At 31.1% G+C, this 24,918-nt stretch carries 32 protein-coding genes and 1 pseudogene; 25 read left to right on the top strand and 8 right to left on the bottom strand.

The features are described 5' to 3' along the window. Positions 1 to 288 precede the first annotated feature (288 nt). On the bottom strand, positions 289 to 1,326 hold the full coding sequence (locus Q0977_RS14400; RefSeq protein ID WP_299515257.1) for a WG repeat-containing protein: 1,038 nt from the start codon (positions 1,324 to 1,326) through the stop codon (positions 289 to 291). Positions 1,327 to 1,508: 182 nt separating this feature from the next. Further along, positions 1,509 to 1,814 (bottom strand): hypothetical protein, encoded by a 306-nt coding sequence (locus Q0977_RS14395; RefSeq protein WP_299515255.1) that lies wholly within the window; start codon positions 1,812 to 1,814, stop codon positions 1,509 to 1,511. 288 nt (positions 1,815 to 2,102) lie between these two features. On the opposite strand from Q0977_RS14395, the gene Q0977_RS14390 reads away from it, so the two are divergent. The 9 genes from Q0977_RS14390 (at position 2,103) to Q0977_RS14350 (ending at position 6,213) form a co-directional block, all read left to right on the top strand. Further along, the gene (locus tag Q0977_RS14390; RefSeq protein WP_299515253.1) at positions 2,103 to 2,288 is read left to right on the top strand and encodes a hypothetical protein; all 186 of its coding nucleotides are present in this window, start codon (positions 2,103 to 2,105) and stop codon (positions 2,286 to 2,288) included. Positions 2,289 to 2,302: 14 nt separating this feature from the next. Further along, complete coding sequence (locus Q0977_RS14385) at positions 2,303 to 2,815, top strand: hypothetical protein (RefSeq protein ID WP_299515251.1); 513 nt, start codon at positions 2,303 to 2,305, stop codon at positions 2,813 to 2,815. 95 nt (positions 2,816 to 2,910) lie between these two features. Next, entirely contained in the window at positions 2,911 to 3,180 is a 270-nt protein-coding gene (locus Q0977_RS14380; RefSeq protein ID WP_124217510.1) for a YesK family protein, read from the top strand. Between the two features lie 62 nt (positions 3,181 to 3,242). Next, positions 3,243 to 3,434: a hypothetical protein gene (locus Q0977_RS14375; protein WP_124217511.1), complete on the top strand. Its 192-nt coding sequence runs from the start codon at positions 3,243 to 3,245 to the stop codon at positions 3,432 to 3,434. A gap of 45 nt (positions 3,435 to 3,479) precedes the next feature. Beyond that, the gene (locus Q0977_RS14370) at positions 3,480 to 3,977 is read left to right on the top strand and encodes a GNAT family N-acetyltransferase (RefSeq protein ID WP_124217512.1); all 498 of its coding nucleotides are present in this window, start codon (positions 3,480 to 3,482) and stop codon (positions 3,975 to 3,977) included. 23 nt (positions 3,978 to 4,000) lie between these two features. Then, entirely contained in the window at positions 4,001 to 4,225 is a 225-nt protein-coding gene (locus Q0977_RS14365) for a hypothetical protein (protein WP_124217513.1), read from the top strand. Positions 4,226 to 4,265: 40 nt separating this feature from the next. Next, complete coding sequence (locus Q0977_RS14360; protein WP_124217514.1) at positions 4,266 to 4,820, top strand: GNAT family N-acetyltransferase; 555 nt, start codon at positions 4,266 to 4,268, stop codon at positions 4,818 to 4,820. Positions 4,821 to 4,980: 160 nt separating this feature from the next. Further along, positions 4,981 to 5,451: a hypothetical protein gene (locus Q0977_RS14355; RefSeq protein ID WP_164489544.1), complete on the top strand. Its 471-nt coding sequence runs from the start codon at positions 4,981 to 4,983 to the stop codon at positions 5,449 to 5,451. A 267-nt stretch (positions 5,452 to 5,718) separates the two neighbouring features. Further along, complete coding sequence (locus tag Q0977_RS14350; protein ID WP_299515242.1) at positions 5,719 to 6,213, top strand: GNAT family N-acetyltransferase; 495 nt, start codon at positions 5,719 to 5,721, stop codon at positions 6,211 to 6,213. A 722-nt stretch (positions 6,214 to 6,935) separates the two neighbouring features. Here the strand turns inward: Q0977_RS14350 and Q0977_RS14345 are convergent. Next, complete coding sequence (locus Q0977_RS14345) at positions 6,936 to 7,394, bottom strand: N-acetyltransferase (RefSeq protein WP_299515240.1); 459 nt, start codon at positions 7,392 to 7,394, stop codon at positions 6,936 to 6,938. 90 nt (positions 7,395 to 7,484) lie between these two features. Between Q0977_RS14345 and Q0977_RS14340 the strand changes: the two genes are divergently transcribed. Further along, positions 7,485 to 8,054, top strand: a complete 570-nt coding sequence (locus Q0977_RS14340; protein ID WP_299515238.1) for a hypothetical protein — start codon at positions 7,485 to 7,487, stop codon at positions 8,052 to 8,054. Between the two features lie 29 nt (positions 8,055 to 8,083). Here Q0977_RS14340 and Q0977_RS14335 read toward each other — a convergent pair whose 3' ends face one another. Further along, positions 8,084 to 8,575, bottom strand: a complete 492-nt coding sequence (locus Q0977_RS14335; protein ID WP_124217520.1) for a GNAT family N-acetyltransferase — start codon at positions 8,573 to 8,575, stop codon at positions 8,084 to 8,086. A gap of 278 nt (positions 8,576 to 8,853) precedes the next feature. Between Q0977_RS14335 and Q0977_RS14330 the strand changes: the two genes are divergently transcribed. The 4 genes from Q0977_RS14330 (at position 8,854) to Q0977_RS14315 (ending at position 11,219) form a co-directional block, all read left to right on the top strand. After that, positions 8,854 to 9,345 (top strand): DUF2243 domain-containing protein, encoded by a 492-nt coding sequence (locus Q0977_RS14330; RefSeq protein ID WP_119417280.1) that lies wholly within the window; start codon positions 8,854 to 8,856, stop codon positions 9,343 to 9,345. Further along, the gene (locus Q0977_RS14325; protein WP_124217572.1) at positions 9,335 to 10,141 is read left to right on the top strand and encodes a cytochrome c oxidase assembly protein; all 807 of its coding nucleotides are present in this window, start codon (positions 9,335 to 9,337) and stop codon (positions 10,139 to 10,141) included. The genes Q0977_RS14330 and Q0977_RS14325 overlap by 11 nt, the downstream gene beginning before the upstream one ends. Before the next feature lie 198 nt (positions 10,142 to 10,339). After that, entirely contained in the window at positions 10,340 to 10,930 is a 591-nt protein-coding gene (locus Q0977_RS14320) for a tetratricopeptide repeat protein (protein ID WP_299515235.1), read from the top strand. 1 nt (position 10,931) lies between these two features. Further along, positions 10,932 to 11,219, top strand: a complete 288-nt coding sequence (locus tag Q0977_RS14315) for a hypothetical protein (protein WP_299515233.1) — start codon at positions 10,932 to 10,934, stop codon at positions 11,217 to 11,219. A gap of 133 nt (positions 11,220 to 11,352) precedes the next feature. Here Q0977_RS14315 and Q0977_RS14310 read toward each other — a convergent pair whose 3' ends face one another. Further along, entirely contained in the window at positions 11,353 to 11,790 is a 438-nt protein-coding gene (locus Q0977_RS14310) for a GNAT family N-acetyltransferase (RefSeq protein WP_299515231.1), read from the bottom strand. A 298-nt stretch (positions 11,791 to 12,088) separates the two neighbouring features. Further along, positions 12,089 to 12,622, bottom strand: a complete 534-nt coding sequence (locus tag Q0977_RS14305; protein ID WP_119417284.1) for a hypothetical protein — start codon at positions 12,620 to 12,622, stop codon at positions 12,089 to 12,091. 257 nt (positions 12,623 to 12,879) lie between these two features. On the opposite strand from Q0977_RS14305, the pseudogene Q0977_RS14300 reads away from it, so the two are divergent. The 6 genes and pseudogenes from Q0977_RS14300 to Q0977_RS14275 all read left to right on the top strand — a co-directional run bounded on the left by Q0977_RS14300 (position 12,880) and on the right by Q0977_RS14275 (position 17,581). Continuing rightward, positions 12,880 to 13,355, top strand: a pseudogene (locus Q0977_RS14300) (GNAT family N-acetyltransferase). Between the two features lie 26 nt (positions 13,356 to 13,381). Next, positions 13,382 to 13,933 (top strand): hypothetical protein, encoded by a 552-nt coding sequence (locus Q0977_RS14295; protein ID WP_299515229.1) that lies wholly within the window; start codon positions 13,382 to 13,384, stop codon positions 13,931 to 13,933. 111 nt (positions 13,934 to 14,044) lie between these two features. Then, positions 14,045 to 14,698 (top strand): VOC family protein, encoded by a 654-nt coding sequence (locus tag Q0977_RS14290; RefSeq protein ID WP_299515227.1) that lies wholly within the window; start codon positions 14,045 to 14,047, stop codon positions 14,696 to 14,698. A gap of 19 nt (positions 14,699 to 14,717) precedes the next feature. Then, a complete protein-coding gene (locus Q0977_RS14285; protein WP_299515225.1) occupies positions 14,718 to 15,314 on the top strand; it encodes a DJ-1/PfpI family protein in 597 nt (198 codons plus the stop codon). A 50-nt stretch (positions 15,315 to 15,364) separates the two neighbouring features. Then, positions 15,365 to 16,597 carry an MFS transporter gene (locus tag Q0977_RS14280; RefSeq protein ID WP_299515223.1) on the top strand — a complete coding sequence of 411 codons (1,233 nt, stop codon included), beginning with the start codon at positions 15,365 to 15,367 and terminating at the stop codon, positions 16,595 to 16,597. 18 nt (positions 16,598 to 16,615) lie between these two features. Beyond that, positions 16,616 to 17,581, top strand: a complete 966-nt coding sequence (locus Q0977_RS14275; RefSeq protein WP_299515221.1) for a zinc-binding dehydrogenase — start codon at positions 16,616 to 16,618, stop codon at positions 17,579 to 17,581. A 369-nt stretch (positions 17,582 to 17,950) separates the two neighbouring features. Here the strand turns inward: Q0977_RS14275 and Q0977_RS18275 are convergent, their stop codons facing one another. Beyond that, the gene (locus Q0977_RS18275; protein ID WP_367269479.1) at positions 17,951 to 18,235 is read right to left on the bottom strand and encodes a DUF5658 family protein; all 285 of its coding nucleotides are present in this window, start codon (positions 18,233 to 18,235) and stop codon (positions 17,951 to 17,953) included. A 1,255-nt stretch (positions 18,236 to 19,490) separates the two neighbouring features. On the opposite strand from Q0977_RS18275, the gene Q0977_RS14270 reads away from it, so the two are divergent. The 3 genes from Q0977_RS14270 (at position 19,491) to Q0977_RS14260 (ending at position 21,448) form a co-directional block, all read left to right on the top strand. Then, the gene (locus Q0977_RS14270) at positions 19,491 to 20,138 is read left to right on the top strand and encodes a bifunctional 2-polyprenyl-6-hydroxyphenol methylase/3-demethylubiquinol 3-O-methyltransferase UbiG (protein ID WP_299515219.1); all 648 of its coding nucleotides are present in this window, start codon (positions 19,491 to 19,493) and stop codon (positions 20,136 to 20,138) included. A gap of 77 nt (positions 20,139 to 20,215) precedes the next feature. Next, positions 20,216 to 20,887 carry a CPBP family intramembrane glutamic endopeptidase gene (locus Q0977_RS14265; protein WP_299515217.1) on the top strand — a complete coding sequence of 224 codons (672 nt, stop codon included), beginning with the start codon at positions 20,216 to 20,218 and terminating at the stop codon, positions 20,885 to 20,887. Between the two features lie 123 nt (positions 20,888 to 21,010). Further along, the gene (locus Q0977_RS14260; protein ID WP_367269480.1) at positions 21,011 to 21,448 is read left to right on the top strand and encodes a DUF3139 domain-containing protein; all 438 of its coding nucleotides are present in this window, start codon (positions 21,011 to 21,013) and stop codon (positions 21,446 to 21,448) included. Between the two features lie 268 nt (positions 21,449 to 21,716). Here Q0977_RS14260 and Q0977_RS14255 read toward each other — a convergent pair whose 3' ends face one another. Next, positions 21,717 to 22,868, bottom strand: a complete 1,152-nt coding sequence (locus tag Q0977_RS14255; protein WP_299515215.1) for an acyl-CoA dehydrogenase family protein — start codon at positions 22,866 to 22,868, stop codon at positions 21,717 to 21,719. Between the two features lie 155 nt (positions 22,869 to 23,023). Between Q0977_RS14255 and Q0977_RS14250 the strand changes: the two genes are divergently transcribed. Together Q0977_RS14250 and Q0977_RS14245 are read left to right on the top strand one after the other, a co-directional pair. Continuing rightward, positions 23,024 to 23,668, top strand: a complete 645-nt coding sequence (locus Q0977_RS14250) for an alpha/beta hydrolase (protein WP_124217533.1) — start codon at positions 23,024 to 23,026, stop codon at positions 23,666 to 23,668. A gap of 791 nt (positions 23,669 to 24,459) precedes the next feature. Next, positions 24,460 to 24,918: SH3 domain-containing protein (locus tag Q0977_RS14245; RefSeq protein ID WP_299515211.1), on the top strand; the 459-nt coding region annotated here is incomplete at its 3' end.

Raw genomic sequence — 24,918 nt, 5'->3', positions numbered from 1 at the left:
TTGCATGTATTAAAAAAATTCTCCAGCCTAGCAATATTTTTTTCTTAATGGTTATACACCTCCACTTTTAATATATATTGCATAAATGTATATAGTAGTATATTGAGAGAGTCGATAGATTATTGCATAGTAATCAGGAAAATATAACTAATCAATTAATTAATTATAATAACTTAAATGAATATTTAGAAGGGAAAAAGAAGCTTACGTGAGGAATGAGATAAAAATAAAAAGCCTTACTAATTATTAACTAGTAGCAAGGCTTCTATCGTTATAAAATTTTTTGATCTAATGCAAACTAAGTACTTTTAAGATATAGTATTGACCATCTCCGCCAACATTTACGATTGCTTTTCCATTTTGGAATGGATAACCAACGAAATCCGTTTCAAACTTAGGAAAAGCATTGCCATTTTGATCAATATAACCGCCATTTTCAGCTCGATTCATAATACTAGCAAAGCCTTCACTAAAGCCTGAGTAAATTTGTAAATAGTTGTTTTTAATTTTTACATTTCCTTTTTTATCGATAAAACCCCAATGCCAATTTTTTTGAAATCCCGCAAGTCCTTCGCTAAAATCTGTTATATCTTCATATTTGAATTTGATTTTCACATGATTGTTTTTATCGATAAAACCCCATTTTCCATCTTTATAAACTGCCGCAAGCCCTTCATAAAAAGAGTGGACCTTCTTGTATTGAGGTTGAATTACCACATTTCCTTTTGTATCAATATACCCCCATTTCCCATTGTGCTTGATAGCAGCGTATCCACTGATAAAACGTTTAACACTTGTGTATTTCGTTTTAATAACCGCTGTTCCTTTTTTATTAATGTAACTCCAATGACCATTTTTCTTAACTGCGCCTAAATTATAGCTGAATGCATAAGCTTTATCGTATTGAGGTTTAACCACTTCTTTACCTTTTGTATTAATATACCCCCATTTTCCATTCTTACGAACAGCTGCTAAGCCATTTTTAAATTTATCAGCTTGATCGTATTTATTGGAAACTATAAGCTTACCTGTTTGGTCAATAAATCCCCATTTTCCTTCTAGTTGTACCTTTGCTAAACCTTCACTAAATTTACCGACATCCTCATATTTCGGTGCAATTACTTCTTTAGCTTTTTCATCCATAAATCCATATAGCTCGAATTCAATGCCTTTATCATTTTTCTTTAAAATTGAAACAGGAGCTAAACCTTCACTAAAATTTCTTACTTCATTGTAAGGCAAAAAGTTATTTTCAGCATTTGCATCTGTAAGAACTGTAAAGCTTAATATGATCCCTGTAATAATACTGCCGATAATTTTCTTCATATAAAACTCTCCTATCTTGGAATCTTTGAATTTATTGCATAATATTAAGAGTTATAGAAATGGTAAAGATTATTCTACCAGATAAATGTAAAGGAGGCTAATTATTAATGGAATGTTAAGAGGATACAAGAAAAAACACCTTAAAAATAAGGTGTTTTTATGATGGACGAACTCTTCAATTGTTATATAAAATCATAAAATGCTTTACTTGCTACGATTAAGGCAAGCGTTAAAAAAGCAACTGTATTTCCTAAAATTAATGCAGGTTTTAGAATTGTCTTCTTACTTAGTATTGCAAATAGGATTCCAGCTAATGGTGCTGTAAATACCAAGATGAAAAAGATATAACCAATAAATCCAGTATTACTAAATTCAGCGATTGCCTTTGTATCATTTGTGAATCGATACAATAAAAAGCAAACTAGAAAAGAGACAATTGTAGTTACGAAAGAAATAATCGAAATAAAATTCAACAGCCTATTATCCAATCAATATTCCCCCCTAAAACGAAATGGTCATTCACTTCAGTCTAAGAAAAACAGTAATTCCATTATAAATAGGGATAAATAAGCCTACGTTTCAATAAATCATCTTATAAAATAATATGATAGCAGAATTGATTTTAACATCTATTTTTCTAAAAATTGTCTAATTATTGAACTTCTATAATTAGAAATTACTGTAAATGATGAGGCCGGAATGTTAAAATAAATTATTAAGATATCATTTTTGAAGAACTGTGATGTCTGTCTGTTTTCTCTTTAGGGGGTAGGAAAATGCTTGATAAGAAAAAAATGGATATGTTTGAAAAGGATAGAGAGAAGTGGAACGAAAAACAAAAGAGAATAATCGATGATCATGATTATTATAATCGAACATTTTTCGGGAGCCCAACTGCGGGTGGTATTATCATATTTACCATTATTTTAGCCCTAATAATTGTAGGTATTCTAAATGGATAAGAGGGGAGATGAAGATGAAGATAAAACGGTTATTCATGATTTTTGTTGGAATGTTGACGTTTTTTCTTGTAACAGCCTGTAGTAAGAGCGAAGAGCCAATAATTAATGTACAATTTAAAATTTCACCAATAAGTGCAGAAGAATATGGAGTTATCGGGACCAAAGAGTTAAATAACCCAAAGCAAACAGATTTTCAAAAAATTAACTATAAATTGCGAATTACAAACACGAATACAATAAAGAACCTTAAAATTCATTCATACGATGATTGGAAAAAAGCTCTAGGAGATACTGATGATATTAAGAGATACTGGTTCGGTAATATAATGGAAGAAGAACGTCCAACAGAAAATTCTATAGAACATAAAGCGAAAATTGTTTTTTATGCAAAAGGATTATCTGAAAAAGAGCTCAAAGCCAAATTTAAAAATGCCCACACAACTGTTTCTTGGACTGATAAAAATAATAAGAAAGTAAATCAACAGTTTCAATTAAGCGAAATAATGGAATTTAAAAAAACTAAGTAATAATCCGTATATACAAAATCATGGTTTTCTACAATAATTTGTATAATATAATAAGTAGAGCCTTTTTATAATTAGATTTTAAAGGTGGTGAAAAAATGATTTTTGTGCCTTTATTACTCGGCGTATTGGCCGGGATTATTTTGACTGTCATTGCTACAGTGTTAAATAAGAATGGTGTTTCTAAAACCTATATACAAATCTATTCTTTAGGAACTATGATTCTTGGTGTAGCAATCGCATTCTATGGTTATTTAGTTGTTAGAGGATTTGAAGGGTTTGCATATTTACTTTTAGGCTTTCCGATTGTGGTCTTTTCAATAGTAACGTTTGTCTTGAATTTTAGAAAAATTCAATCTACTCATTAAGACATTTCAAGATGACTAGTTCTAATAAGGTCAGCAGTTTTACAAGCAGACCCATTTTTTTAATGCGTAAAACATATAGAAAATTTCCTGTTCTTTTTAATACAAATCAAGCAATCCAATTTGAAAAGTTAAATCAAGTGTTAAGTGAATTTGCAACGTTTTTCAAGTTGGACGGTGTTTTTGGAATTGATATTATAAAGGGAAAACGCTTGGTTATTGACTATCCTAATCGAAATGTTCAGATTTTCGATTAAGTAAAATAGTTGTCTTAATATAATTTGGAGTTAGGAGAGACGTTAATGATTGAAACTAAAAGAATAAAACTTAGAGATTATAATACGGATGATTTTCATTTTTTAAATTCGCTTTTAAAAGCCCCCGAAATGGTGAGATTTATCGGCAATGGTAAAACTAAAAATGAAACAGAAGCAAAAGCGTTTTATGATTGGATCAAAGCATCCTATGATCAAAACAAAGATTATGGTTTGAAAATAATTGAATTAAAGGACACAGGGGAACGAATTGGACATGCAGGATTAGTACCGCAAATAATCAATGGTGAAGAGCTTATAGAAATCGGATATTGGATAAGTACAAATTACTGGGGGGAAGGATTCGCAACTGAAGTAGCAAAAGCATTAAGAGATTATGGAGAAAAAGAATTGCATTTACAAAAGATGATTGCGCTTATACAAGTTGATAATTTGGCTTCCCAAAAAGTAGCAAGAAATATAGGGATGAAAGAGGAAAGGGAGATTGATTTAAAAGGTAAACAGGTGAAGATTTTTACAATTTAAATAATAGAAAGAGAGATAAATAAATGGATAATTTAAATATACTAAGTTCAGCAGGGTGGATTGGAATTGTTTCAAATGTATTTATAGTATTATGTTTTTATTTTACATTGACATTCTTACAATATTTAAAAGCTGATGACAAAAGTCAGACAGCGCAAGCCAAAAAAGGGGCAGTACTTTGTTTAGCTATAGCTTTATTAGTTCCTTTATTATATAACATCTATATTTCTTATCAAATGATGAAATGATGTCTAGTTAATCAGTTGGGAATTACAAAGGGGGATATTTGTGTTTTCATTTAAAGTAGATGAAGAAATTTCTATTGTATTATTACAACAACATCATAAGGAAGAATTATTCAAGCTTATAGATACTAATCGAGAACATTTAAGAAAATGGTTGCTATGGGTAGATAAAAGGAAGTCTGCTCAAGATTTTGAACCAATTATTCCGATTTGGATCAGTAATTATGCCAATAATAACGGTTTTGATGCAGGGATTCTATACCATGATCAATTAGTCGGCATGGTTGGACTTCACTATATAGATTGGAATAATAGAGCAACAAGTATAGGTTACTTTCTTGCTGAAGAGGCTCAAGGGAAGGGAATTATTACAAGAACAATAACAGCTTTATTGGAATACATATTTAAAAATTTGAACTTAACTAGGGTCGAAATTCAATGTGCAGTAAATAATCATAAAAGCATAGCAATACCTGAAAGATTAGGTTTTGTAAAAGAAGGCATTAAAAGACATGGGCAATGGCTATACGATCATTATGAAGATATTGTTACTTATAGTTTACTAGCTAATGAGTGGGAGCAGAATACGAAAGCTTGATCAACAAAGGGGATTAAAATAGATTAATCAGAAAGGCGTTATAACTATTATTTTTTTAGTTACCTTTACTTATAACCCAAGAGGAAAGAAGCTCCTGAGAAAAAGAAAACTAAGACAGTGATTTTCATAGAAATTGGTTAATAATTAAAAGGGGTGTTATATGAGTAGGTGGATGTTTGTTTTAGTAATTCTTGTAGGATGTTTTCTAATAGGGTGTTCTAATAATGATAATGAGATGACTGATGGAAAGCCACCAAAAGTATGGCTTCAAATCGGAAATGAAAAGTATGAAACGAAATTAGGAACTTATTGTTGGAAAGAAACGAATAAAGCAAGATGTGTTGATACTGTTGGACCAGTTAAACTTTTAGAAGGAAAAGATCCTATTAAGGTGAAACCTGGTGAAACAATATCATTCCTGATGGACTATGAACCTAAACCAACAGAATTTACGGTAGAACAGTTTATGAACAACAAAGTATCGGATATAGAAATAATAGATAACGAGATAAAAGCACCCATGAAAAAAGGTATTTATTATTATTCATATGGAGTTAGATGGACGGATGAAAAAGATTCGAATATGTCTAAAGGTGATGCTTCTTATGCATTTGTTATAGAAGTTGAGTAGTACCATTCCATCGACTCCGCTACTTAGCAAAAGGACCAGATTATTGAGCTGGATTTCTTATTAAGTTGCCTTCCTATAAGGACTTAAATTTTCGAAAGAGCGAATTCAATTTCATTTCGAGCGAATAAACTGACTGCAGGAGCGAATAAAACCTCCTAATTAGCGAATAAGTTCTTGTCAAAAGCGAATAAAAATTTCAGAAGATCACTAATCTTTTATATAATTAAAGGGAACTTGCAAAATATTTCAAAAAATTAGGAGGCTATTATGCAAATTAACCAAAAAGAATTAAATCTTATTGATCGTATCCAAAACGTAACAAACTCAAAACAAATAATTGATGTTATTCATGCAGCATTTAAACGCTACGAGACAGACCCTATGCCTTCAAGCGCTTTATCTGAAACAAGTATGACAGTTGAAGAAAATCTAAAAGATGGAATACGTATTTTTGGAGCTTATGTTAAAGAACAACTAGTTGGTGTAGTTAAAGTAATGAATCAAAAGGATTCTTTATATTTTTCTAGACTATCGGTACTACCCACATATCAAGGAAAGGGCATAGCTTCAGCGTTAGTGACTTATATTGAAAAGGTAGCCTATGAAGAGAACATTAATCACGTTAAATGCAAAGTTAGAAAATCTGAAAAGGATAATATTCGCTTATATAGCAAGCTTGGCTATCACATTACAAAAGAGGAACTCACAACTAGTCCAACGGGTTTTAAAATGGCGACAGTAACAATGCAAAAAGGGAAATAGTAATGGTAATATTTTATTTATAATAATTGATTCAATAAAAGAATAATAAAAACTATTAAAATAAAAATAATAACAATCATCAAGACAAATACACTCTCAATTTTGAGTAATATTTTCCATGTGCTGCTTTTTTTGATATGTGCTATTCTTCTAGCGACTTTGATATTAATAGGCATAAAATATAGTGAAAAAAATAACCCAACTGATATAGGGACAATTATAATTACAAGTAAAATACTATTTGTATACTGTTCTATATAGACTGATATAACCCACACAGGTAACCCGACCCAAAGACCAAATGTAAAAAATAACATAAAACAAGCTATAATCAGTAACATTATATCTTTTTTTAAAATATATTTATAAGTTTGCCAATATAATCTCATAGAAATAATCCTTTCAAAATTTCATTTAGGGGGAATAGAATGGAAAAAATATCAGAACATATTGAATTACGGGTTCTATATTGGATTAGGATTAGGAATACTATTTGTAAAATATACATCAGTTGAACATATTGATGCAGGATCATCTATAACATCTTATGAACCACTTGTTGATTTCATAATACCCGTTTTACGTATCGTTTTGATTGGTTTCTTTTTAGGATTATTCTCGGGTTGGTATTTCTATAAAAAGAGAAAATAGAAGATTATCGTAAATGTACTTGCCACCTATTAGGATAAATTTTTCGGGGGCAATTTGTTATCATATAATGATTAAATTTCTTTATACATATTAATCCCAGCAACTTCAAATCCCAATGTTTCATACAGTTTTATGGCTTTTACATTTGTTCCGAAAACATGTAGCTTAAAGTATTGAATTTCTTTACTTGTTAAATATTCTTGAATTTCATTCATTACCATTGTGCCAATTCCTTTAGATCGGTATTGGTCAAATATAAAAATCTCATATAAAAATGCACTCTTTTTTCCATCATCGATCTTAATCCATACGTAACCACAATCATCATTGTGATACACAATCTTATAAAATTCATGTTGGTTGGTGTGAAAACCGTTAGGTAAGTATTGTTGCATCGATTTTTTTGCACGAATATCTGCTGATTCTGTGATTTCATATGTATGAGATGCTAAAGTTTCAGCATATCTTTTTTCTTTGTCTGCTATATACTTTTCAAATTCTGCTTCATTCATTTTAACTAATAGCTTCAATTTAATCTCTCCATATTCGTTTATTGATTCTTTTAGTATATAATATTAATTACATTAATGGAATAAATTTCTTTCCTGCAGGAGGTTACTATGAAGCATAAAAAAGCAGTCTTCTTTTCTTTTATTGGATTATTAATGATTATAGGTGTTATCTATATTTTAAATTATAACCATCGTTTCAATGTAAAAAATGATGAACATCTAACAGAAAATATAGAAGAATGGTTAAGTAGAGGAAATGAAAAGATCACTCTAAATAATCAGGTTAAGTTACATCAATTAGGCAATTCAAATTCATATATTGGTTTTCTACAATTCAAATCTAAAAAACTTGGCATAGTGAAACTAGATAAAGGATGGAACGGGAAATTTCAAATAATATCTGCTGGGTATGGAACAAATCATTTAAAATATCAAACAGTTAATACCAAAGATGGACGATTTGGTATTGTCTATGGTTCTAATCCACAGGGGAAAATCCACTCTATAAAAGTAAAATTATTAAGCTATGACTATCAATATTCGACTAATATCAATTCAAACCAGGATTTTTTTATGAAAATTGATCGATTACCGAAAGCTATAAAATCAAATGATGCTTCGGAAAATATCATTACTTATGATCAAGATCATAAAGAAATAAAAGTAATGCAGAAATAGTATTATCTATATTTCTGCATTTTTAGTTGTTATGATGAAACTTTCAAAACCATTCTAACAGTTTTTAAAATATGGCCATCAAAGTTATCATCGAATTCTGAAACAATTGTAAATCCTTTTGCGTGATAAAAATCTCTTCCAGATTTGTTATCGCGTTCAACGTTAATATATATCTCTTTAACACCATTTAGAAGTTTTATGCCTTCGTGTAAAAGGGAAGTGCCTATGCCGAATCCTTGATATTCAGGATATAGATAAATGGCAGAAAGTTCAGCTGTTGCATCCTCTTTTAAAGGGGAGTAATTAGCAAAACCAACTATTTTACCTTCTGAAACCGCAACAAACATATGCGATAGTTCTAACCTTCTTTGCAACCTTTCGTCATTATATGCCATGTTTAAAAAATTCTCTTGAATATCAAAAGGAATGATCCCAGCATAAGTATGATGCCAACTTGTTTTGGCCACCTGTTGTACTCCGGATATATCTTTTTTATCCATTTTTCTAATCGTATAGTTCATGGTTATCACCTCGCATTATATATTAATTGAAAATTCTATTACTTTTTAATTGGTAAGTAAATAGAAATAAAATAATTCGGTTTATCTTATATGGTGATAAAAAAGTCAGACCTACAAATTAATAATAAACTTTGAATTTGATAGATTGTTAGTATTTGAGCAAGCGTTAACTAAGAAAATAGATGGCCATTTTTCTGACAATCCTGAATAGCCTTGTTTAATTAGGAAAATTGGAGGTAACACTGAATATAGATAATTATGTTATAAGGGAGTAAAAAATGGCTGACAAAAATAATGTTCAATCTGCTTATTTAAGTCGTAATTTGTGGTCTGGAGTTCTATTTGGAATGGGGCTAGCAGCCTTTATAGACGAGACAGTTTTTCATCAACTTCTACGATGGCATCATTTTTATGACAAATCCACAACTGATATTGGACTCATTTCAGACGGACTATTTCATGCATTTAGTTGGTTTGCAACTATTGGAGGATTATTTCTTTTCGCAGATCTCAGGCGACGAAATGCACTGTGGTTTAAGAGATGGTTAGGAGGAGTGTTTACAGGTTCTGGCGGATTTCAATTATATGACGGTACCATTCAACACAAGATAATGGAGATACACCAAATTCGTTATGTAGAGAATGTAATTATTTACGATTTAATATGGAATATATTGGCGTTTTTAATGATTATAAATGGTCTTCGTCTTCTTGTAAGTACAAGAGATAGACATCAATTGAGGAAGGATATCTCGCATGATTATCAATAACCATATTCATCATAGCAATGGAACACAATTCCACAATATAGTCGAAATAATTCCCCAGCTTGTCTTGGGACTACCGTTTGTATTGGCTTTGGTCATGTATATCGTTGCTGTTGTGGTATCCAATAAGCGTTACAAACCTTGGCCAATCCATCGTATTTTCTGTTGGGCTCTTGGTTGTATTTTAGCAACTTTTTCAGTTGTAGGCCCTTTAGCAAATCGCGCACATGTAGATTTTACAGCTCACATGTTTGGACATCTTTTTTTAGGCATGCTTGCGCCGCTGCTTATGGTCCTTGCTGCGCCAATGACACTTTTACTACGAACGTTAAGTGTTCCAATAGCTAGAAGATTTTCAAAAGTTATAAGAAGCTGGCCATTCCGTATAATTACTAATCCTGTTGTTGCATCCCTTCTTAACATAGGAGGGCTTTGGATTTTATACACTACCAATCTATTCTCACTTATGCATGAGTATATCCTTTTACATCTAATTGTCCATTTCCATATATTTTTGGCCGGTTATTTGTTTACAGTATCAATGATTTATATCGATCCAATACCTCATAGAATTTCTTTTAGAACCCGAGCAATCGTATTAGTCGCTGCCTTAGCTGGCCATGGTATTCTATCAAAGTATATTTATGCGAACCCGCCTAATGGAGTAACCGTAGATCAAGCAGAACTTGGTGGCATGCTCATGTATTATGGGGGAGATATTATTGATATCGTAATCATTTTCATACTTTGTTTACATTGGTTTAAGGCAACTCGCCCTCGAACAATGCTAGCCCATTGATCAGTAATTGAAAAAATAATCGTCAATGAAATTTTGAGTGTGAAGCCTAAATTTTCTTTGCTAAAGCAGGAAATTTAGGCTTTTAGTATAATATATTCTTTTTTGGGGCTTTATCACTCAAAATAGCTGAGTATCGTGATATTAGTAAAATGGTTTATTCAAGAAAGGACTTACTGAAAATTAGTGATGGAGGTAGTCATGAGTATAGAAAAAGTGAAGAAAGATTTTAATAGGTTAAGTCAATATGTATTCTTTGATGAGAATCAATATTTTAGGGAACAAACAAATTCAAAATCACATTTTCATATCTTTATTCAAGAGACAGAGATTTTACTAGAAACTTCACTAACAATGGATGAACAATATTGTATATTTAGCTTTCTAGGTTACTCATATCGCATACTAAACAATCCTACTGAAGGAATTAAATATTTCCAAAAATGTTTAACCATTAGTCAACATGAACCACGGAAGCAGATCATAACAATGATACGTTTGGGTGAAGCATACAAATATGCGAATTTACATAAAAAAGCACTCGAATTGTTCGATGATGCTATGAAGATATCAAAGGAATATCAAATTGAAGATTATGAGCATTACATTTATCAACACAAAGGGAAATGTTTCTTAGAATTAGGTGATGTAAATTTGGCAAAGGATTATCTTCATGATGCACTCAGCATAAGAGAGAAAATAGAAAATGATGCGTTAGTTTATTCAACTCGCCAAGTAATTGATTTTATAGGTAGAAACTCTATCTTAGTGCAGAACGAAAGGGGAGAATAATATGAAAAAAGTAATTGCATTTTTATTTCTTTTAACCCTTAGCGGCTGCACTCAGACAAACTCAAAGGAATTTAAAGAGATTGTTGACGTGAAATCATTATCCAAAATAGAAGTCATTGATGGAAGAAATGGTAAACGATACAGTATAAGTGATGAAGACAAACAACAATTTGTTGATCTATTAAATGAAAGAATATATAAGGAAATGAAACATCATGAAAAAACAAAGGGTTATATATATCATGAAACCTTTTTAGTGACGAAAAAGAATTTTCTATTACATTTTTAGATGATGAAATTGAAATCAATGACATTTACTATTCACTAAATAAACCAATTACAGAAAATGAAATATCAGATTTATTAGAGTGAGATAGTCGTCTTATTGATCAATGATATGTATGATTTATTCATTTAATGGATTAATTGAGTTTCTTAACAAACCCTGTACTTTTTCCAGTATAGCCATTTCCTTTATAAAAAGTATGTGCAATTTGACGTTCTTCACGATTACCACTATTAAGTGTGATTGCATTACAACCTTGATCGATAGACCATTGCTCACATGATTTTAGTAATTTTGTTCCAATACCTTGTTGACGTTCTTTTGAGCTTACGATAAATGCTAAGATTCTACTGTATTTACCTGTCATTTCGAAGTAATAAGCTTTACAAACTCCTGCGAAACCAACGATTTGCCTGTTTTTAATGGCTACTAAACCCTCATAATCAGGATGTTTCTGTAATTCAATAAAACGATTAGTAATATCCTCAGCTGAAGAAGGATAACCTAACTCATCTAATAACGGTTTGAGCTTACTATAATCAGTTCTCTTAATAGGTCTTATTAAAATGTCCATGGCTTCTCCTTTATTGGTAATTGTATTTAAAATTGACTATTATGCTTAAAAGGTAATTTAGTAAATGAGCATACCAAATAACAAGCTTATAATTGCATAGACAAAATCTTATACAATTTTAAGTTTAATTGCAAACGAATAATACAATAAAATATTTTATAAATCATCAAAATTTTGAAGACTTGATTCAACAAAAGGTGTTGAGTCAAGTCTTTCTTTTAATTTCATCTATATTCAGTTCTGTAATAACCTAAATGTCCAAATGTAGGGATAAGGTCACAACACTAATTGAATTGTTTTACTTAATGGAGTTAGCTATATCAATTAGTGCATCAACAGACATTTTCTTCCCACAGTCTTCATCCATGCTTAATAGATATTGAAATCCATTTTTTTCGAAAGCAATAGTATCAAATCCAGTAAACCTTTTACTATATATAGCTTCATCTCCATTATTGAGTTTGATCTTTTGCTTAATATGTTTTTCTTCAAAAGGAAGCTGATACTTCACTGGTTTAATGAGAATTTTAAAATGGTTTTGTGCCTTGTCTTCGTGTAAAAAAGTAAACTCTAATTCATCACTTTCATCACCTTCTAAGTCATTCATCCGGCCAAAAGCATGTGTAAACGTTACTTCCGGCAATTTTGATGGCAAAGATATTTGTTTCTTGAAATGTTTTTGACCATCTATAACAGCATTTGCCACATCTTTATAGCCGATGTCGTAATAATACAACTCAATGTCATCACTTGTTGAATCAGCATTTGATGAAAAAGAGAGTGAGAAAAAAGTGAGCATAAATGTAAACAGAAAAACGAAGTATTTATTCATTCGAATCACCTCTATATAAATTATTTATAGTTAGGCTGATTCAAAATACGAATATTATGTAAATCGTTCATATTTTTAATAATAAAAATTGATTTTTATTAAAATTACAGACCTCGATAGTCTATATAAACAAAAAAGAAAAGCGCAATAAGATATTAAATAATTATAGAATATTCTTTTTAAACTTAAAACCATCTTTATACTATAATAGATATTGTCTATTTGAAATAGGAAATTTATAGAAAGGATTAAATAAAATGACGAATCTTAAATTAGCTAAATTTACTGTAAATGATTTTGAACTTTATTATTCGTTGGTTTCAAATGAAAAGGTAATGGCCATGATTACTGAAAAGGCCATTACATTAGAAGTTGCTAGGGAAAGATTCAATAAAATTATTAAACAAAATACGCTTTTTGATAAGTATGGAAGCTTCAAAGTTTTTAATAATGCCACAAATGAATTTCTAGGTTCAGGTAATCTAACTTTCAATAAAGATAATGACAATGAAGCTATATGCTACTACCAAAATATTGGGGAAAGGGATTTGGTAGTGAAATAGCTAATGCCTTAGTTGAAAAAGCAAAAGAAGATGGATTAAAAAAATTAACTGCCATTATTGACCCAAATAATGTAGCATCGAGGAAAATATTAATAAGCTTAGGTTTTCATTCTCTAAAGGTATGCGAGATTGATGGTTTACCTGGGGAGATATTATATAAAGACTTATAGAAAATAATTAGATATGGAGGGTTTCTTTGAATTTTGTAGCATGGATGATTGTAGCATGTGAAATTATGTTTTGGATCGTTATTGTTTTAGGACTTGTTACACGATATGTGTTCAATCGCAAAAAATTAGGACTATTTTTAATGGCTTTAACACCCGTTATTGATTTAATTTTATTAATCATAACAACTATCGATTTATATCGTGGTGCTACTGCGACAGTAGCGCATGGTATCGCTGCCGTTTATATCGGTATATCAATTGGATTTGGAAAAAGCATGATTGATTGGGCAGATAAGAGATTCCTTTTCTATGTTAAAAAGGAAGGTACAAAGCCAGTTATGTTATCCGGAATGGACTATGCATTGCATTATTTAAAAGGTTTTAGTAAGCACATATTATCATTTCTACTTGGTGCTGGCTTAATAATAATGATGATTAGCTTAATAAAAGATACAACACGAACTGAAGCACTACTTGAGGTGATTAAAATATGGGCGCTAGTACTAGGCATTGATTTTCTTTTTACGATTTCTTATTTTATATGGCCGAAGAAAAAGAAAACAAAAATAATGTTTTAAATATGGCAAGTATAAATTTATAGTTTTGGATCTTAAACTTGAAGTTCAATCTAATGATGTATGTTAATCCTTCCTTTTCCAATTTATGATAGAGAAAAGGAGGCGATTAATGTGAAAATTGAACAAATTGAGCTTTATATTTCGAATTACAAAGAAACGGTTTCTTTTTATAAGAATGTTCTGGAGTTTAGATGTATTTCTGAAAATAATATAGTCACAAATTTTCAAACAGGCAGTAGTGTCTTAACTTTGCACAAGGCCGAAAATCATTCTTATTATTATCATTTTGCATTTAATATTCCACCAAATCTTTTTAACGAGGCAAAAAGATGGATTCAACAACGAATATCGTTAGCGACAGAAGAGGGTGAAGATGAAGTGCAATTTGTTGAATCGAAAGCCAAATCTTTTTACTTTGAAGATCCAGCAGGCAATATTGTAGAGTATATTGCTAGAGAAACAACTGCACCTGCAACGGAAGAAATATTTACACCAATGCATGTTGTAAATATAAGTGAAATTGGATTAACCTCACAAGATATTAAAAAGGATATCGAAAGGATTCAGAAACTAGGTATATCATCCAAAAATAATGAACCGATTTCGTATGATCAATACCTAAACTTTATGGGTGATTATGAAGATGGCGTTTATATAATTGTTGCCCCTGTGGGGAGAAGATGGATTTTCTCAAACAAAAAGGGAATCGTAGCACCTATATTCATTAAAACAAATCGAGGTATTATTAATCATAGTGAAAGTTAAGGTTCAAAGGAGGAATTTTGTGAAAAAGGCAGCACTTATGATATATCCAAATTTTTCATTACAAGAAGTTACCTGTCTCACGTCATTGTTTATGTTTCATAAAAAGCAGTTGGATGTGTTCGGAGCAGAACATAAGATTTATATGAGTGAGGATTATATCCAAGTTATTCCGAATAAGACCTTTGCTGAATTCAATCAAGATGAATATGATGTACTTGTCTTACCGGGAATGATTGATTTTAAAGAAGCGATAGAAGATGAACGTAATATACAATTATTAAAAACTCTAAAAAATAATAAGAATATTCTAATAGCAAGTATTTCAAGTTCTCCTGTTTTGTTAGCGAAAGCAGGATTGTTAGAAGATACAAAATTTAGTTCAGGATTATTTGAGGAAGCATTTGAGATGTTTGAATTCCTGCCTAAAAGGAATGCTGTTCGGCAACCAATTACTGTAGATAAAAATATCATTACTGCAATCGCCTTCGCGTATCGTGAATTTGCGATTAAGGTTGGTCAAATGCTCAATATACCTGTTGATGAGTCATTATTTTCTGGTATTCGTAAAGAACCACCATATTCAGAAGAGGAGTTAACTTTTTATGCATCGAAGTAAAACAATCTTATTAATAGACTTGTAAGCTTTACCGGAAAGGATGCTTGCAATTGAAACTTCCATTTAAACATACTTTAAGTGAGAGAAATTTTATCTTTTTATTAATGGGTAGATTCTTTAAAAGAAGCTCTTTAATATTATTTAGCTTGGAACTAATTTGGTTAACGATGGAGTTAACGAATAATTCACCATTGTATTTGTCTTTCATGGTTATGGCTGAAACTTTGCCATTTATTATTTTAGGTATTTATGGGGGCGTGAAAGCTGATAAATGGAACAAAAAAAGATTAATGATTAATTGTGATTTTCTAATTGCGATTTTAATTGGTGCTATTCCGATTATGTATTTTTCCGGGGTTCTAAATTATGTTTTACTAATCTGTATAGCAATCTTAATAAGTGTTCTAAATTGTTTTTCAGAACCTAGTTTTCGAGCTTTGTTGCCAGAATTAGTTACGAATAATAAATTACAAAGAAGTAACGCCCTTTTAGATTCAATTCAACGTGGTGCTAGCATTCTAATTCCTGCTTCAGTAGGTATAGTTGTTAAGTTTACAGATCAAATTCACATTATAACAATAGCATTTATTTTAATAAGTATATCGATTATCTTTCATTTACTGATTAACTATCATACTCATTTTGATACGAATCAAAGTGAACAAGGAACAATAGGCGAAATTAAATCTACTTTAGCTTTCTTAACATCAAATAGAAGTATTCTCTTCATTGTATTTGTTCAAGGAATCAGTATACTGATCAATACAGGATTATGGCGTGTGGGATTGCCCATTTATTTAGATTCTAATTTAGGTAAAGATATTTCAACATTCGGAATTATTACAGGAATACTTGGGGCTGCAGCATTCTCGACTTCTATTATTCTAGGTACACTGAAAAGTTTTAATCCAATAATAGTTTTTAATATAGGAATCACTCTATGGGGTATTGGTTTATTAATAATGGGGTTATCACCAACTATTTTTGTTATCTATTTAGCGGCAATTATCATTGGAATAGGCCAGGCGAGTGAAGGCCTTGCAAGAATTGTCATCATCCAAAAGCATGCTCCTAGTAATATGTTAGGCAAAATGTTCAGCATATCATCGTCTATTAATTATACAAGCGATACATTATCTTTAATGGTCATCGGTAGTGTGTTACCTCTTCTTTCTACAGCTAGTATATTTTTAGTTGGAGGAGGAGTTATTGTAATTGTTGGTTTGATGGGGATTAATTCATTAAAAAATAATGAACCAATAAAGAACACCCTAGAGAGATAATACGAGGGAGGAATTATGATGAAAGCAGTTATTCAAAATGAATTCGGTGATTCAAATGTTTTAAAGTATACAGATGTAGTAAAACCTGTATTGGGTGAGGGTGAAGTATTAATTCGCACAGCCTTTACAAGCGTGAATTTTGCAGATATAAAAAATAGAACGGGAAAGAAAGATAAAGGGAATTTTCCAATGGTTTTAGGTTTAGATATAGCGGGGACAATTGAGGAAGTAGGTGAAAACAGTTCTTTTTCAAAAGGGGACCGAGTGATTGCCTTTCCGAAGAATGGCTCTTACGCAGAATATGTAGTAGCAACAGAAGCCCTCGTTTATAAAATTCCTGATGCTCTGTCATTTGAAATCGCAGCAACTTTTCCAACAGTTGCAATATTGTCATACATACTTATTCATGAAATAGGACAAGTACGAGAAAAAGATACAGTTGTCATTCATAGTGCTGCTGGTGGAGTGGGATCAATGCTTGTTCAACTTGCAAAACTAGCAAAAGTAAAAAGAATTATAGGTGTAGTAGGGAATTTTGATAAAGAAGCCTATGTAAAAGAACTAGGTGCAGACGTAGTGACTACATATGACACATTTGTTGAAACTGTATTAAATTTGACAGATGGAGAAGGTGCCAATGTTATCTTCGATTCTGTCGCTGGTGATGTGACAAGTCAAAGCATGGAGTGTTTAGCGTTCTATGGGACACTCGTACAATTTGGAAATAGTAGTGGGAAAGCAGGTCATTTTAAAACAAGTGATGTTCATTCAAGCTGTAGAAATGTAAAAGGGTTCAGCTTAGGAACAACAAGAAAACACCATCCTGAACGTTTAAAATCTGTTGCTGAAAAGGTATGTAAACTATTTGAAGAAGACTTATTAAAACTACCAATTGCACGTATATTTGAATTATGTGATGCACCTAAGGCTCATGATTTGATGGAAAGCCGTCAATATCAAGGCAAGATTTTGTTGAAGGTATGATGATTTGATATAAGGCTTAGGGGCTAACAAAATGAGTGGATCAGCCCCTAATTCTTTTTAAACTATTAAATTGTTTTGCCTTTGGTTGTTAGGAAAACTTCACCGCGTATACTTGGTTATAAAGAAAGAGCAATTCATATAGCGCCTCCTTGTAGGATAAATTAAGAAACAGATAGTTCTATGCTTGGAACAAAAACATTTCGAACAACCAAACAAATTATCTATAGTTTATACATACGTTCAGAAAAGGACAACTTCCCAAAAGGGAGAAGTCTGTCAAAAGCGAGATTGAATTCATATATAGATTATTTGGTGTAGTATCTTAATTCACAGATTTATAGTCTATTGAGGGACTATATTTCTAACAAATTATATTAGCACAAGAACCATCCATGTCATGTGTAGAAAGAATATCCCGCTATATAAGAACATGATGAAAGAAAGTACTACACGCCAAACATTCGTTAACCTTGTAGGGAAATTTGATTTCCACAAAAACAAAATGAAACCAGATAAGAAAACCTTTATTCCAAGAATCGTTAAGGGCGAAAACGAACTCAACAGTGGGTTCGCTTCTTCAATCCATTGATTGCTGAGTCCCCAAGCCGTACAAATGCCATCTATTAGATTTAACACCAAAATGACCAACAGCATCCTTTTGATATCGAACAAATGAATCGTTGTATATCACTCCTCGCTATAAGCGCAAGCTCTCCTTGTCGCACTTTTCTTTCAAACTCTCCATAGGATGTTCTTTTTTATCAAGTTATTAAACAAAATTAATGAACTCTTTTGCATTAATCGCCAAAAGCCCAATCATGACTCCTACGCCGACTATTAAATACATCACATTGTAAAGATTTTTCTTGGATTGGTTCGCGGAAATAGCTCAATTTCAAGGCTACTTGGGATCAAGCTAACCCGTGAGAAGTAGGTCGCCTCCAGAGTGCGCCAGCCTTCAATTTATGTGTAATAGAGAACACTAGGTAAATTAATGAGAAGTAACGTTGATAGGAAAGATAAAAACACTTTTTCTTTGAATGAATGCATTAAATCTTTAAGTATCGGTTTCTAGTTAGGATGAATGAAATCATGATGACACTCCTGTGAATGGTGTTATTAGTATAGGAAATTTACCTTAGATTTATATATAAATTTGAAAAATACTCGAAATTAAATAATTTCACTATCGTCTTATAAAAAATAACAGTATTTCAGTAAAAGAATCGGAAAAATTCTAGAGCATTGCCCCAATAAAAGGTTGTACAGAAGTATTCTAAAAAGAAAAAGCAAACAAATGTTGGTAAACCAAAGTTTGTTTGCTTACTTAATAGATGGCCTCGAATTAGCGACCTACACCTTGAAAATGTTTCATCCAATTTTCTTATGATGGTGTTCTGACGTTCATTGATAGTTTCGTGATGTAATCCTTTAATTCGTGGAAACTTTTTATAGACGCAAAATAGCTATAAATCAACCTAAAATAAAGAAGAACGATTATGGTCTATCCCAAAGTATAGTCATTATTAGAAAGAATCCGATGAATACAATAGAGACGAGTATTAATGCAATTAGAGATAATGTTTTCCAGATGCCCTTTTTTGAAATAAGTGTAAAGATCCAAGATAATATATATGAAAGAAACATAATTTGGTATAAGTAATCAGAAAAAAATTTGAATTGAGACCCTAAGAAAAGTGAACTGATACTAAAAAGAAGCAATAATATTGATAAAATCCCTGTATACTTCCTCATTGAAACCTCCGTTAAAATTCATTTGATAAATCCCTCTAAAAAGTATATGTGGTATAATTATGTATTGTAAATGCGATATTCTATTATTATATGTTTATTAAATTGAAAATTGAATTATTTTCTTTATAAAAATTTCGCGTGGGTGGAGGTACTTATGAATCAATATAATTGGGAAGAGGATTACAAATCAAACGACATTTTATGGGGATTAAAGCCAAATGAAGTGTTGACTAGATATGTAAAATTACTACCGGAAAACGGAAAGGTTTTGGATATAGGAATTGGTGAAGGTAGAAACGCACTATTTTTTGCGAAGCTTGGCTTTGAAGTAGAGGGGATAGACCTCTCGCAAACTGCAGTTCAAAGATGTAAAGAATTATCTAATAAGTATGGTGTTCAGTTAAAAGCAAGTGTAAATGATATTCTATCATTTGATATTTCTTCTGAAAAATACGACTTAATCATCCTATCAAATGTATTAAATTTTTTCACTCCAGATGAAATAAGCAAAATTATTAATAAAGTAAATACAGGCTTGCGAAAGAATGGACTTATTTACATAACTGCTTTTAATATAGCTGAACCTAGTATTGAAAGTATAAAGAAAAAGTATGAAGAAATAGATGAGAATACATATTTTAATCATAACAAAAACATGAATCTACATTATTTCACGGAAACTGAGTTTAAAGGATTAGTTTCTGAATATGAAATTATTAGTTTTTCCAATTCATATTCTTTGGATTTATCGCATGGTAAACCACATTATCACAGCAGTTTTGAGATCTTATCGAGAAAATAATATATTCATTTTGTTCATTTCTATTGGTAATCTAAGCAAATTTTTAAATTTTAAATTTATGGTTTATGGAGGGGGTTATGCAATCAAAGTTAAGTATCAAAAAAAGAGATAGAATTAGTGAAGTAAAAATAATGCTGATGTATCTATTAATATTTTACTTGATGTGGGCTCTAAAAGAACTTTGGTTTGTAAAGTATATTGATTTATTTGATGAAAAAACCTCAGCGATATTTGAGGCAATAGTTAAGTTTTTAATTTGGATAGTTCCTGCTTGGTTATATATAAAATACTATCTAAACAATTCACCAGTTCACTATTTAAAACTGAATGTTAATGTAAAGAAAGGATTACTATGGGGAGCAGTTCTATCACTCGTGCTTGGTTTATATTTTGCATTTGTAACTTATATTCTTAATGGAAAATCGTTTCAATTTTCACTGTCTTTTGACGACTATCTTAATTCTTTTCTTATGGCAGGTATTGCTGAAGAAATTGTTTTCAGGGGATTAATTTTACAAGAGATTAATAAAAAATTTACTTTTTGGAAAGCGAATATCATTACAGCTTTATTATTTTTGTTAATACACTATCCAATTTGGATTTATAATTCAGAGTTTTTCGTGTTTGGGAGTCATATATATATTTTCGCTGTTGGTTTACTTTTTGGTTTTGTTTACAAGAAGACGGGTTCATTATGGTCAGTTGTTATTTTACATATATTTCATAATTTTATTGTTACGATCAGTTAGCTTTTAAAATATGGGTTCAAGTAAATAATGTAAATACCAATAAACGAACAAGTTTGACTTCATCGAACAACAATTGAGGCACGACTTTAAGTAAAGTTTTTTTAAACTCTAAATTAATGCCTTATTAATAGGGAGGAAAATGATATCAAGAAGAAAATTATATGGTTTGCTGTTGGTCTAATTATATTCATTATCGTGGCGTTTCCTTTTGGTTTCTTTTATGTATTAAATAACGGAAATCCTTATACAAAATATATAGCAAATAAAAATGTTCCAGTCTATTTAGAGAAAAAGGGTTATACGAAAAAGGACATAATGGAAGCAAGTTACGTAGAGCCGAAATATATTATAAATAAAGATTTTTATCATGGCCATTACATGGTTATTTTTAAAGATGAACAAGATGTGACATACTATTATGGAATCACCAAAAAAAGGAAAACAGTTAAACAATTTTGTGAAAAAGATAAATTATTATCTGATGGTGTTACAGATATTTTTGAAGGTAAGACAAAACACAGTGAAGGAAAATGTGTTAATTCTCTAGAAAATCGAAATTAAATGTGATTCAATGAAATCTCTAAAATTTATCATTGCTTAATTAAATAAACAGGTACGATTATGAATAACAGAAAAAACGATCAAATTTTTAGCTCAAAGCAACATTAATAATTGTGGAGCGGAAGACGGCAAGATCTCGTAAATGCATGTGCGAATTCCACACAGGTACAATAGAATATAGGTTAGCTTAATATAAGGAGATAAAAAGTATATGGATTTCTACGAATGAAAAAGCCGATCCTCTTAGTTGAGAATCGGCTTTTTGCTTCTATTTATTCAAAAACGTATTAATTGCTTCATTCGCTAATTTTGTTTGAATCACATCAGTCATCGGAGGATTATATAATCCTGCACGCACATTTAAATAATAACGGTGCATTGGATTGGATTCTGATAATGCCCTTGCCCCTACAATTCTCATCGCAAGATCAACAACTTTCATCGCAGCATTTGTTACGTGAATTTTTGTAACTTCTAAAGGTTCCTTAAAGTTCGCTTTATCATCACAATGTTCATATCTCTCGATCGTTCCATATAACATATGTCTTGCTGTTGTGAGAGTTAGTTCCATTTCTCCTATCATGTGCTTAATATTAGGTGCTTCAGCAATAGGTTTACCTAAAGAAGTTGGAATATAAGATGTAGCAAATTTCATCGCATAGTTTCGAGCTGCTCTTGCTATCCCTATATAACATGCAGGAATGTGTAATTGCCAACCTTTCGTTCCTTTGGCTCTTTGAGCGCTTGTTTGTAAAATGTATGTACTTGGAACACGTACATGATCTAATATCAACGTTTGACTGGCAGTTCCTCTCATCGCAAGTGAATCCCATGAATCTTCCAATGAAATGCCTTTAGTATTACTTGGAACAAGTATAGATTCCACTTCATTATCTCTATTTGTGGCAGTAATGATGAAATGAGTTAGGGCCGGAGCTGCAGATGTGAAGATTTTTTCTCCCGTAATAATTAACTCATCGCCATCTTTTACAACAGTTGTCGTAGGTAAAGCTCCGCGAGTTGGACTCCCTGCATTTCTTTCTGATGCTGCTGTATTGATAAGGCCACCATCCGCGATGGCATTTAGTACGATTTTAGCTGCTTCTGGATTCCAATGTTGACTTTCCACATATTCAAGAATCGTACCATTTGACCAACCAAGAGCAAGAGCTGTAGAACCACATCCAACTGCAATAGTTTCTTGAGCTAGAATATATTCATATAAGCCAAGACCTAGACCACCATATTCCTTAGGTAATGTCAATTTTGTATAATCTATTTTTTTCAAATCCTCAAGATTTTCAAATGGAAAAGATCCTCGAATGTCTAATTGAGGTTCACGCTTTTGAAAAACAGGGATTAATTCCTCAAGCTTTGCTATTAATTCTCTTTGAGTATCTGTTCGTAAAAAACTATCCATGATAACGCCTCCCAATCTTTATTCATATCATACATCTTATTCCTACTTTATTTCTATGCTTAATGTGAAAAATTGTCGAATTCGAGAAAGCTTGTTATGACTTAAAAAAATAGTATGTTATCATAGAACCAGATTATCCTGAAAGGAAGATATTAATGAATTCACCATTCACATTTATACATTCTGCGCCAAAAGATATGGAGCATGGAAAATTATATCCTGCCGTTTTTTTAATGCATGGTATGGGAAGCGACGAACATGATTTACCAGGATTATTAAATGATATTAAAGATCAATGTCACATATTTAGTCTACAAGGCCCCATCATACATGAACCAGGTTATGCATTCTTTACAATTGAAGAGTTTGGCAAACCTCATAGAAAAGTATTTGATCAAGTTGTACTCCATATTATGAATTTTATAGAAGAAGCTCTTACCGAATATTCAATTGATGCAGAAAAAATCTTTTTAATGGGATTCAGTCAAGGTGCAATTTTAGCAAAATCTTTAGCTTTTGCAATGGGAAAAGAAAAGTTAGCTGGAATTGTAGCATTAAGCGGTTATATTCCGGAATTCGTTAAAAATGAATACAAAAAACATTCTATTGAAGGTATGCCTGTTTTCATATCACATGGTACATATGATATGGCACTTCCATATCAATGGGGAGAAGCAAGTAGAGACTTCTTTATTGAAAACGGTGCAGATGTTACATTCAAACGTTTTGAAGACGGACATGGTGTTACACCAGAAATAGCTAGTTCATTGGTCATATTCTTAAAAGAGAATATGTTATAATAATAAAATTACCAAGACCATTTTCTTATATAGAAAATGGTCTTTTCTTTTTTTGCATATCCATAATATAACATTATTACCATGGTGGTTATAAAGATATATACATAATTTTACATATTGGTGCTATACTTATTCAGGTGTCGTCATTGGTCTCTATTGATAGTTTATCCACTAAAAGTATTACTATTTTTACATAGAATAAATATTTAAAAAAATAATTAGAAGATGCACTAATTAGGTTTTATTCATTTAAACTATGCAAAGGGTATATATTATCTATATTGCTTAAATAAGGCATGAAATAATTTAAATATGTTCGTAGAATTTGATTCTTACAGATAGAGGTTATTGGTAGGTATTTAATGTATTAGCTTTGGCTATTTATAAAAATTATAAAGATCAAACACATATACAATGTTATGTAAAAAACATTTAGTATAGTTAGATAAGATAAATAAGTCAAAAAAGTTAAACCAATACTCCAGGATTTTTAGAATGAAATATATGGAAATGCTTAGTTATTAGGGTCATTCGTTTTAGCGTTTTATAACTATAAAATTGCGATTACTATAAGCCTATTTTCATATTCTTGCAAGCAGAAAATAGAATATGATTTAAAATATAAATAAATTAATAATTTTATACTAAAAATTAACGTTATGGAAATTAACTGAATGATAACTCATTCATTAATTTGACTTGCAATATAGAATTATTCTTTGTTGGAGAAGGATCAATAGTTGTACCTGACAAAAATCTAATCAATAAAGAGATAAAAGGGGATTTTTACTTTGTCATTTAAAAAATTATCGAAATTAGTGTTAATTAGTGCAATTACAGGTTCTGTCGGAACAGCTTTTTATGTTGAAAATCCATTCAATTTGCAAGAATTACAAGCAAAAGCAGCAACTGCAAACTACTTAACAACAGCAAACGTGAAGTTCCGTCAAGCAGCTGGTTTAAATGGTAAACTGCTCTTTGTATTAAAAAAAGGAAATAAAGTGAAAGTTATTTCAACTAAAAAGGTTGACGGCATTAATTGGGCTAAAATACAATGGCAAGATCATGTGGGCTGGGTAGCAAAAAATTATTTAAAATTAAACGAAGAACCTAAAAATACAACAATTTCCGTAAAAGAAACAGTGAAAACAACAGCGAATGTCAACCTACGACAATCAGCATCAACAAAAACAACAAAATTGGCGACAATTCCGAATGGAACCAAACTTACTGTTACAAAGACCACAACG

Origin of the sequence: uncultured Rummeliibacillus sp. (genome assembly GCF_934216135.1) — a bacterium.
GTDB lineage: Bacteria > Bacillota > Bacilli > Bacillales_A > Planococcaceae > Rummeliibacillus.
This window is presented reverse-complemented; position numbering and strand designations above follow the sequence as displayed.

Excerpts from the sequence above, each read along its gene's own strand:
- Q0977_RS14305 (WP_119417284.1), bottom strand. The coding sequence starts at position 12,622 with ATGAATAAATACTTCGTTTTTCTGTTTACATTTATGCTCACTTTTTTC.
- Q0977_RS14380 (WP_124217510.1), top strand. The coding sequence starts at position 2,911 with ATGATTTTTGTGCCTTTATTACTCGGCGTATTGGCCGGGATTATTTTG.
- Q0977_RS14365 (WP_124217513.1), top strand. The coding sequence starts at position 4,001 with ATGGATAATTTAAATATACTAAGTTCAGCAGGGTGGATTGGAATTGTT.
- Q0977_RS14270 (WP_299515219.1), top strand. The coding sequence starts at position 19,491 with ATGAATCAATATAATTGGGAAGAGGATTACAAATCAAACGACATTTTA.
- Q0977_RS14375 (WP_124217511.1), top strand. The coding sequence starts at position 3,243 with ATGCGTAAAACATATAGAAAATTTCCTGTTCTTTTTAATACAAATCAA.
- Q0977_RS14335 (WP_124217520.1), bottom strand. The coding sequence starts at position 8,575 with ATGAACTATACGATTAGAAAAATGGATAAAAAAGATATATCCGGAGTA.
- Q0977_RS14250 (WP_124217533.1), top strand. The coding sequence starts at position 23,024 with ATGAATTCACCATTCACATTTATACATTCTGCGCCAAAAGATATGGAG.
- Q0977_RS14310 (WP_299515231.1), bottom strand. The coding sequence starts at position 11,790 with ATGGACATTTTAATAAGACCTATTAAGAGAACTGATTATAGTAAGCTC.
- Q0977_RS18275 (WP_367269479.1), bottom strand. The coding sequence starts at position 18,235 with ATGCTGTTGGTCATTTTGGTGTTAAATCTAATAGATGGCATTTGTACG.
- Q0977_RS14390 (WP_299515253.1), top strand. The coding sequence starts at position 2,103 with ATGCTTGATAAGAAAAAAATGGATATGTTTGAAAAGGATAGAGAGAAG.
- Q0977_RS14255 (WP_299515215.1), bottom strand. The coding sequence starts at position 22,868 with ATGGATAGTTTTTTACGAACAGATACTCAAAGAGAATTAATAGCAAAG.
- Q0977_RS14330 (WP_119417280.1), top strand. The coding sequence starts at position 8,854 with ATGGCTGACAAAAATAATGTTCAATCTGCTTATTTAAGTCGTAATTTG.
- Q0977_RS14370 (WP_124217512.1), top strand. The coding sequence starts at position 3,480 with ATGATTGAAACTAAAAGAATAAAACTTAGAGATTATAATACGGATGAT.
- Q0977_RS14275 (WP_299515221.1), top strand. The coding sequence starts at position 16,616 with ATGAAAGCAGTTATTCAAAATGAATTCGGTGATTCAAATGTTTTAAAG.
- Q0977_RS14265 (WP_299515217.1), top strand. The coding sequence starts at position 20,216 with ATGCAATCAAAGTTAAGTATCAAAAAAAGAGATAGAATTAGTGAAGTA.
- Q0977_RS14320 (WP_299515235.1), top strand. The coding sequence starts at position 10,340 with ATGAGTATAGAAAAAGTGAAGAAAGATTTTAATAGGTTAAGTCAATAT.
- Q0977_RS14350 (WP_299515242.1), top strand. The coding sequence starts at position 5,719 with ATGCAAATTAACCAAAAAGAATTAAATCTTATTGATCGTATCCAAAAC.
- Q0977_RS14315 (WP_299515233.1), top strand. The coding sequence starts at position 10,932 with ATGAAAAAAGTAATTGCATTTTTATTTCTTTTAACCCTTAGCGGCTGC.
- Q0977_RS14385 (WP_299515251.1), top strand. The coding sequence starts at position 2,303 with ATGAAGATAAAACGGTTATTCATGATTTTTGTTGGAATGTTGACGTTT.
- Q0977_RS14400 (WP_299515257.1), bottom strand. The coding sequence starts at position 1,326 with ATGAAGAAAATTATCGGCAGTATTATTACAGGGATCATATTAAGCTTT.
- Q0977_RS14340 (WP_299515238.1), top strand. The coding sequence starts at position 7,485 with ATGAAGCATAAAAAAGCAGTCTTCTTTTCTTTTATTGGATTATTAATG.
- Q0977_RS14355 (WP_164489544.1), top strand. The coding sequence starts at position 4,981 with ATGAGTAGGTGGATGTTTGTTTTAGTAATTCTTGTAGGATGTTTTCTA.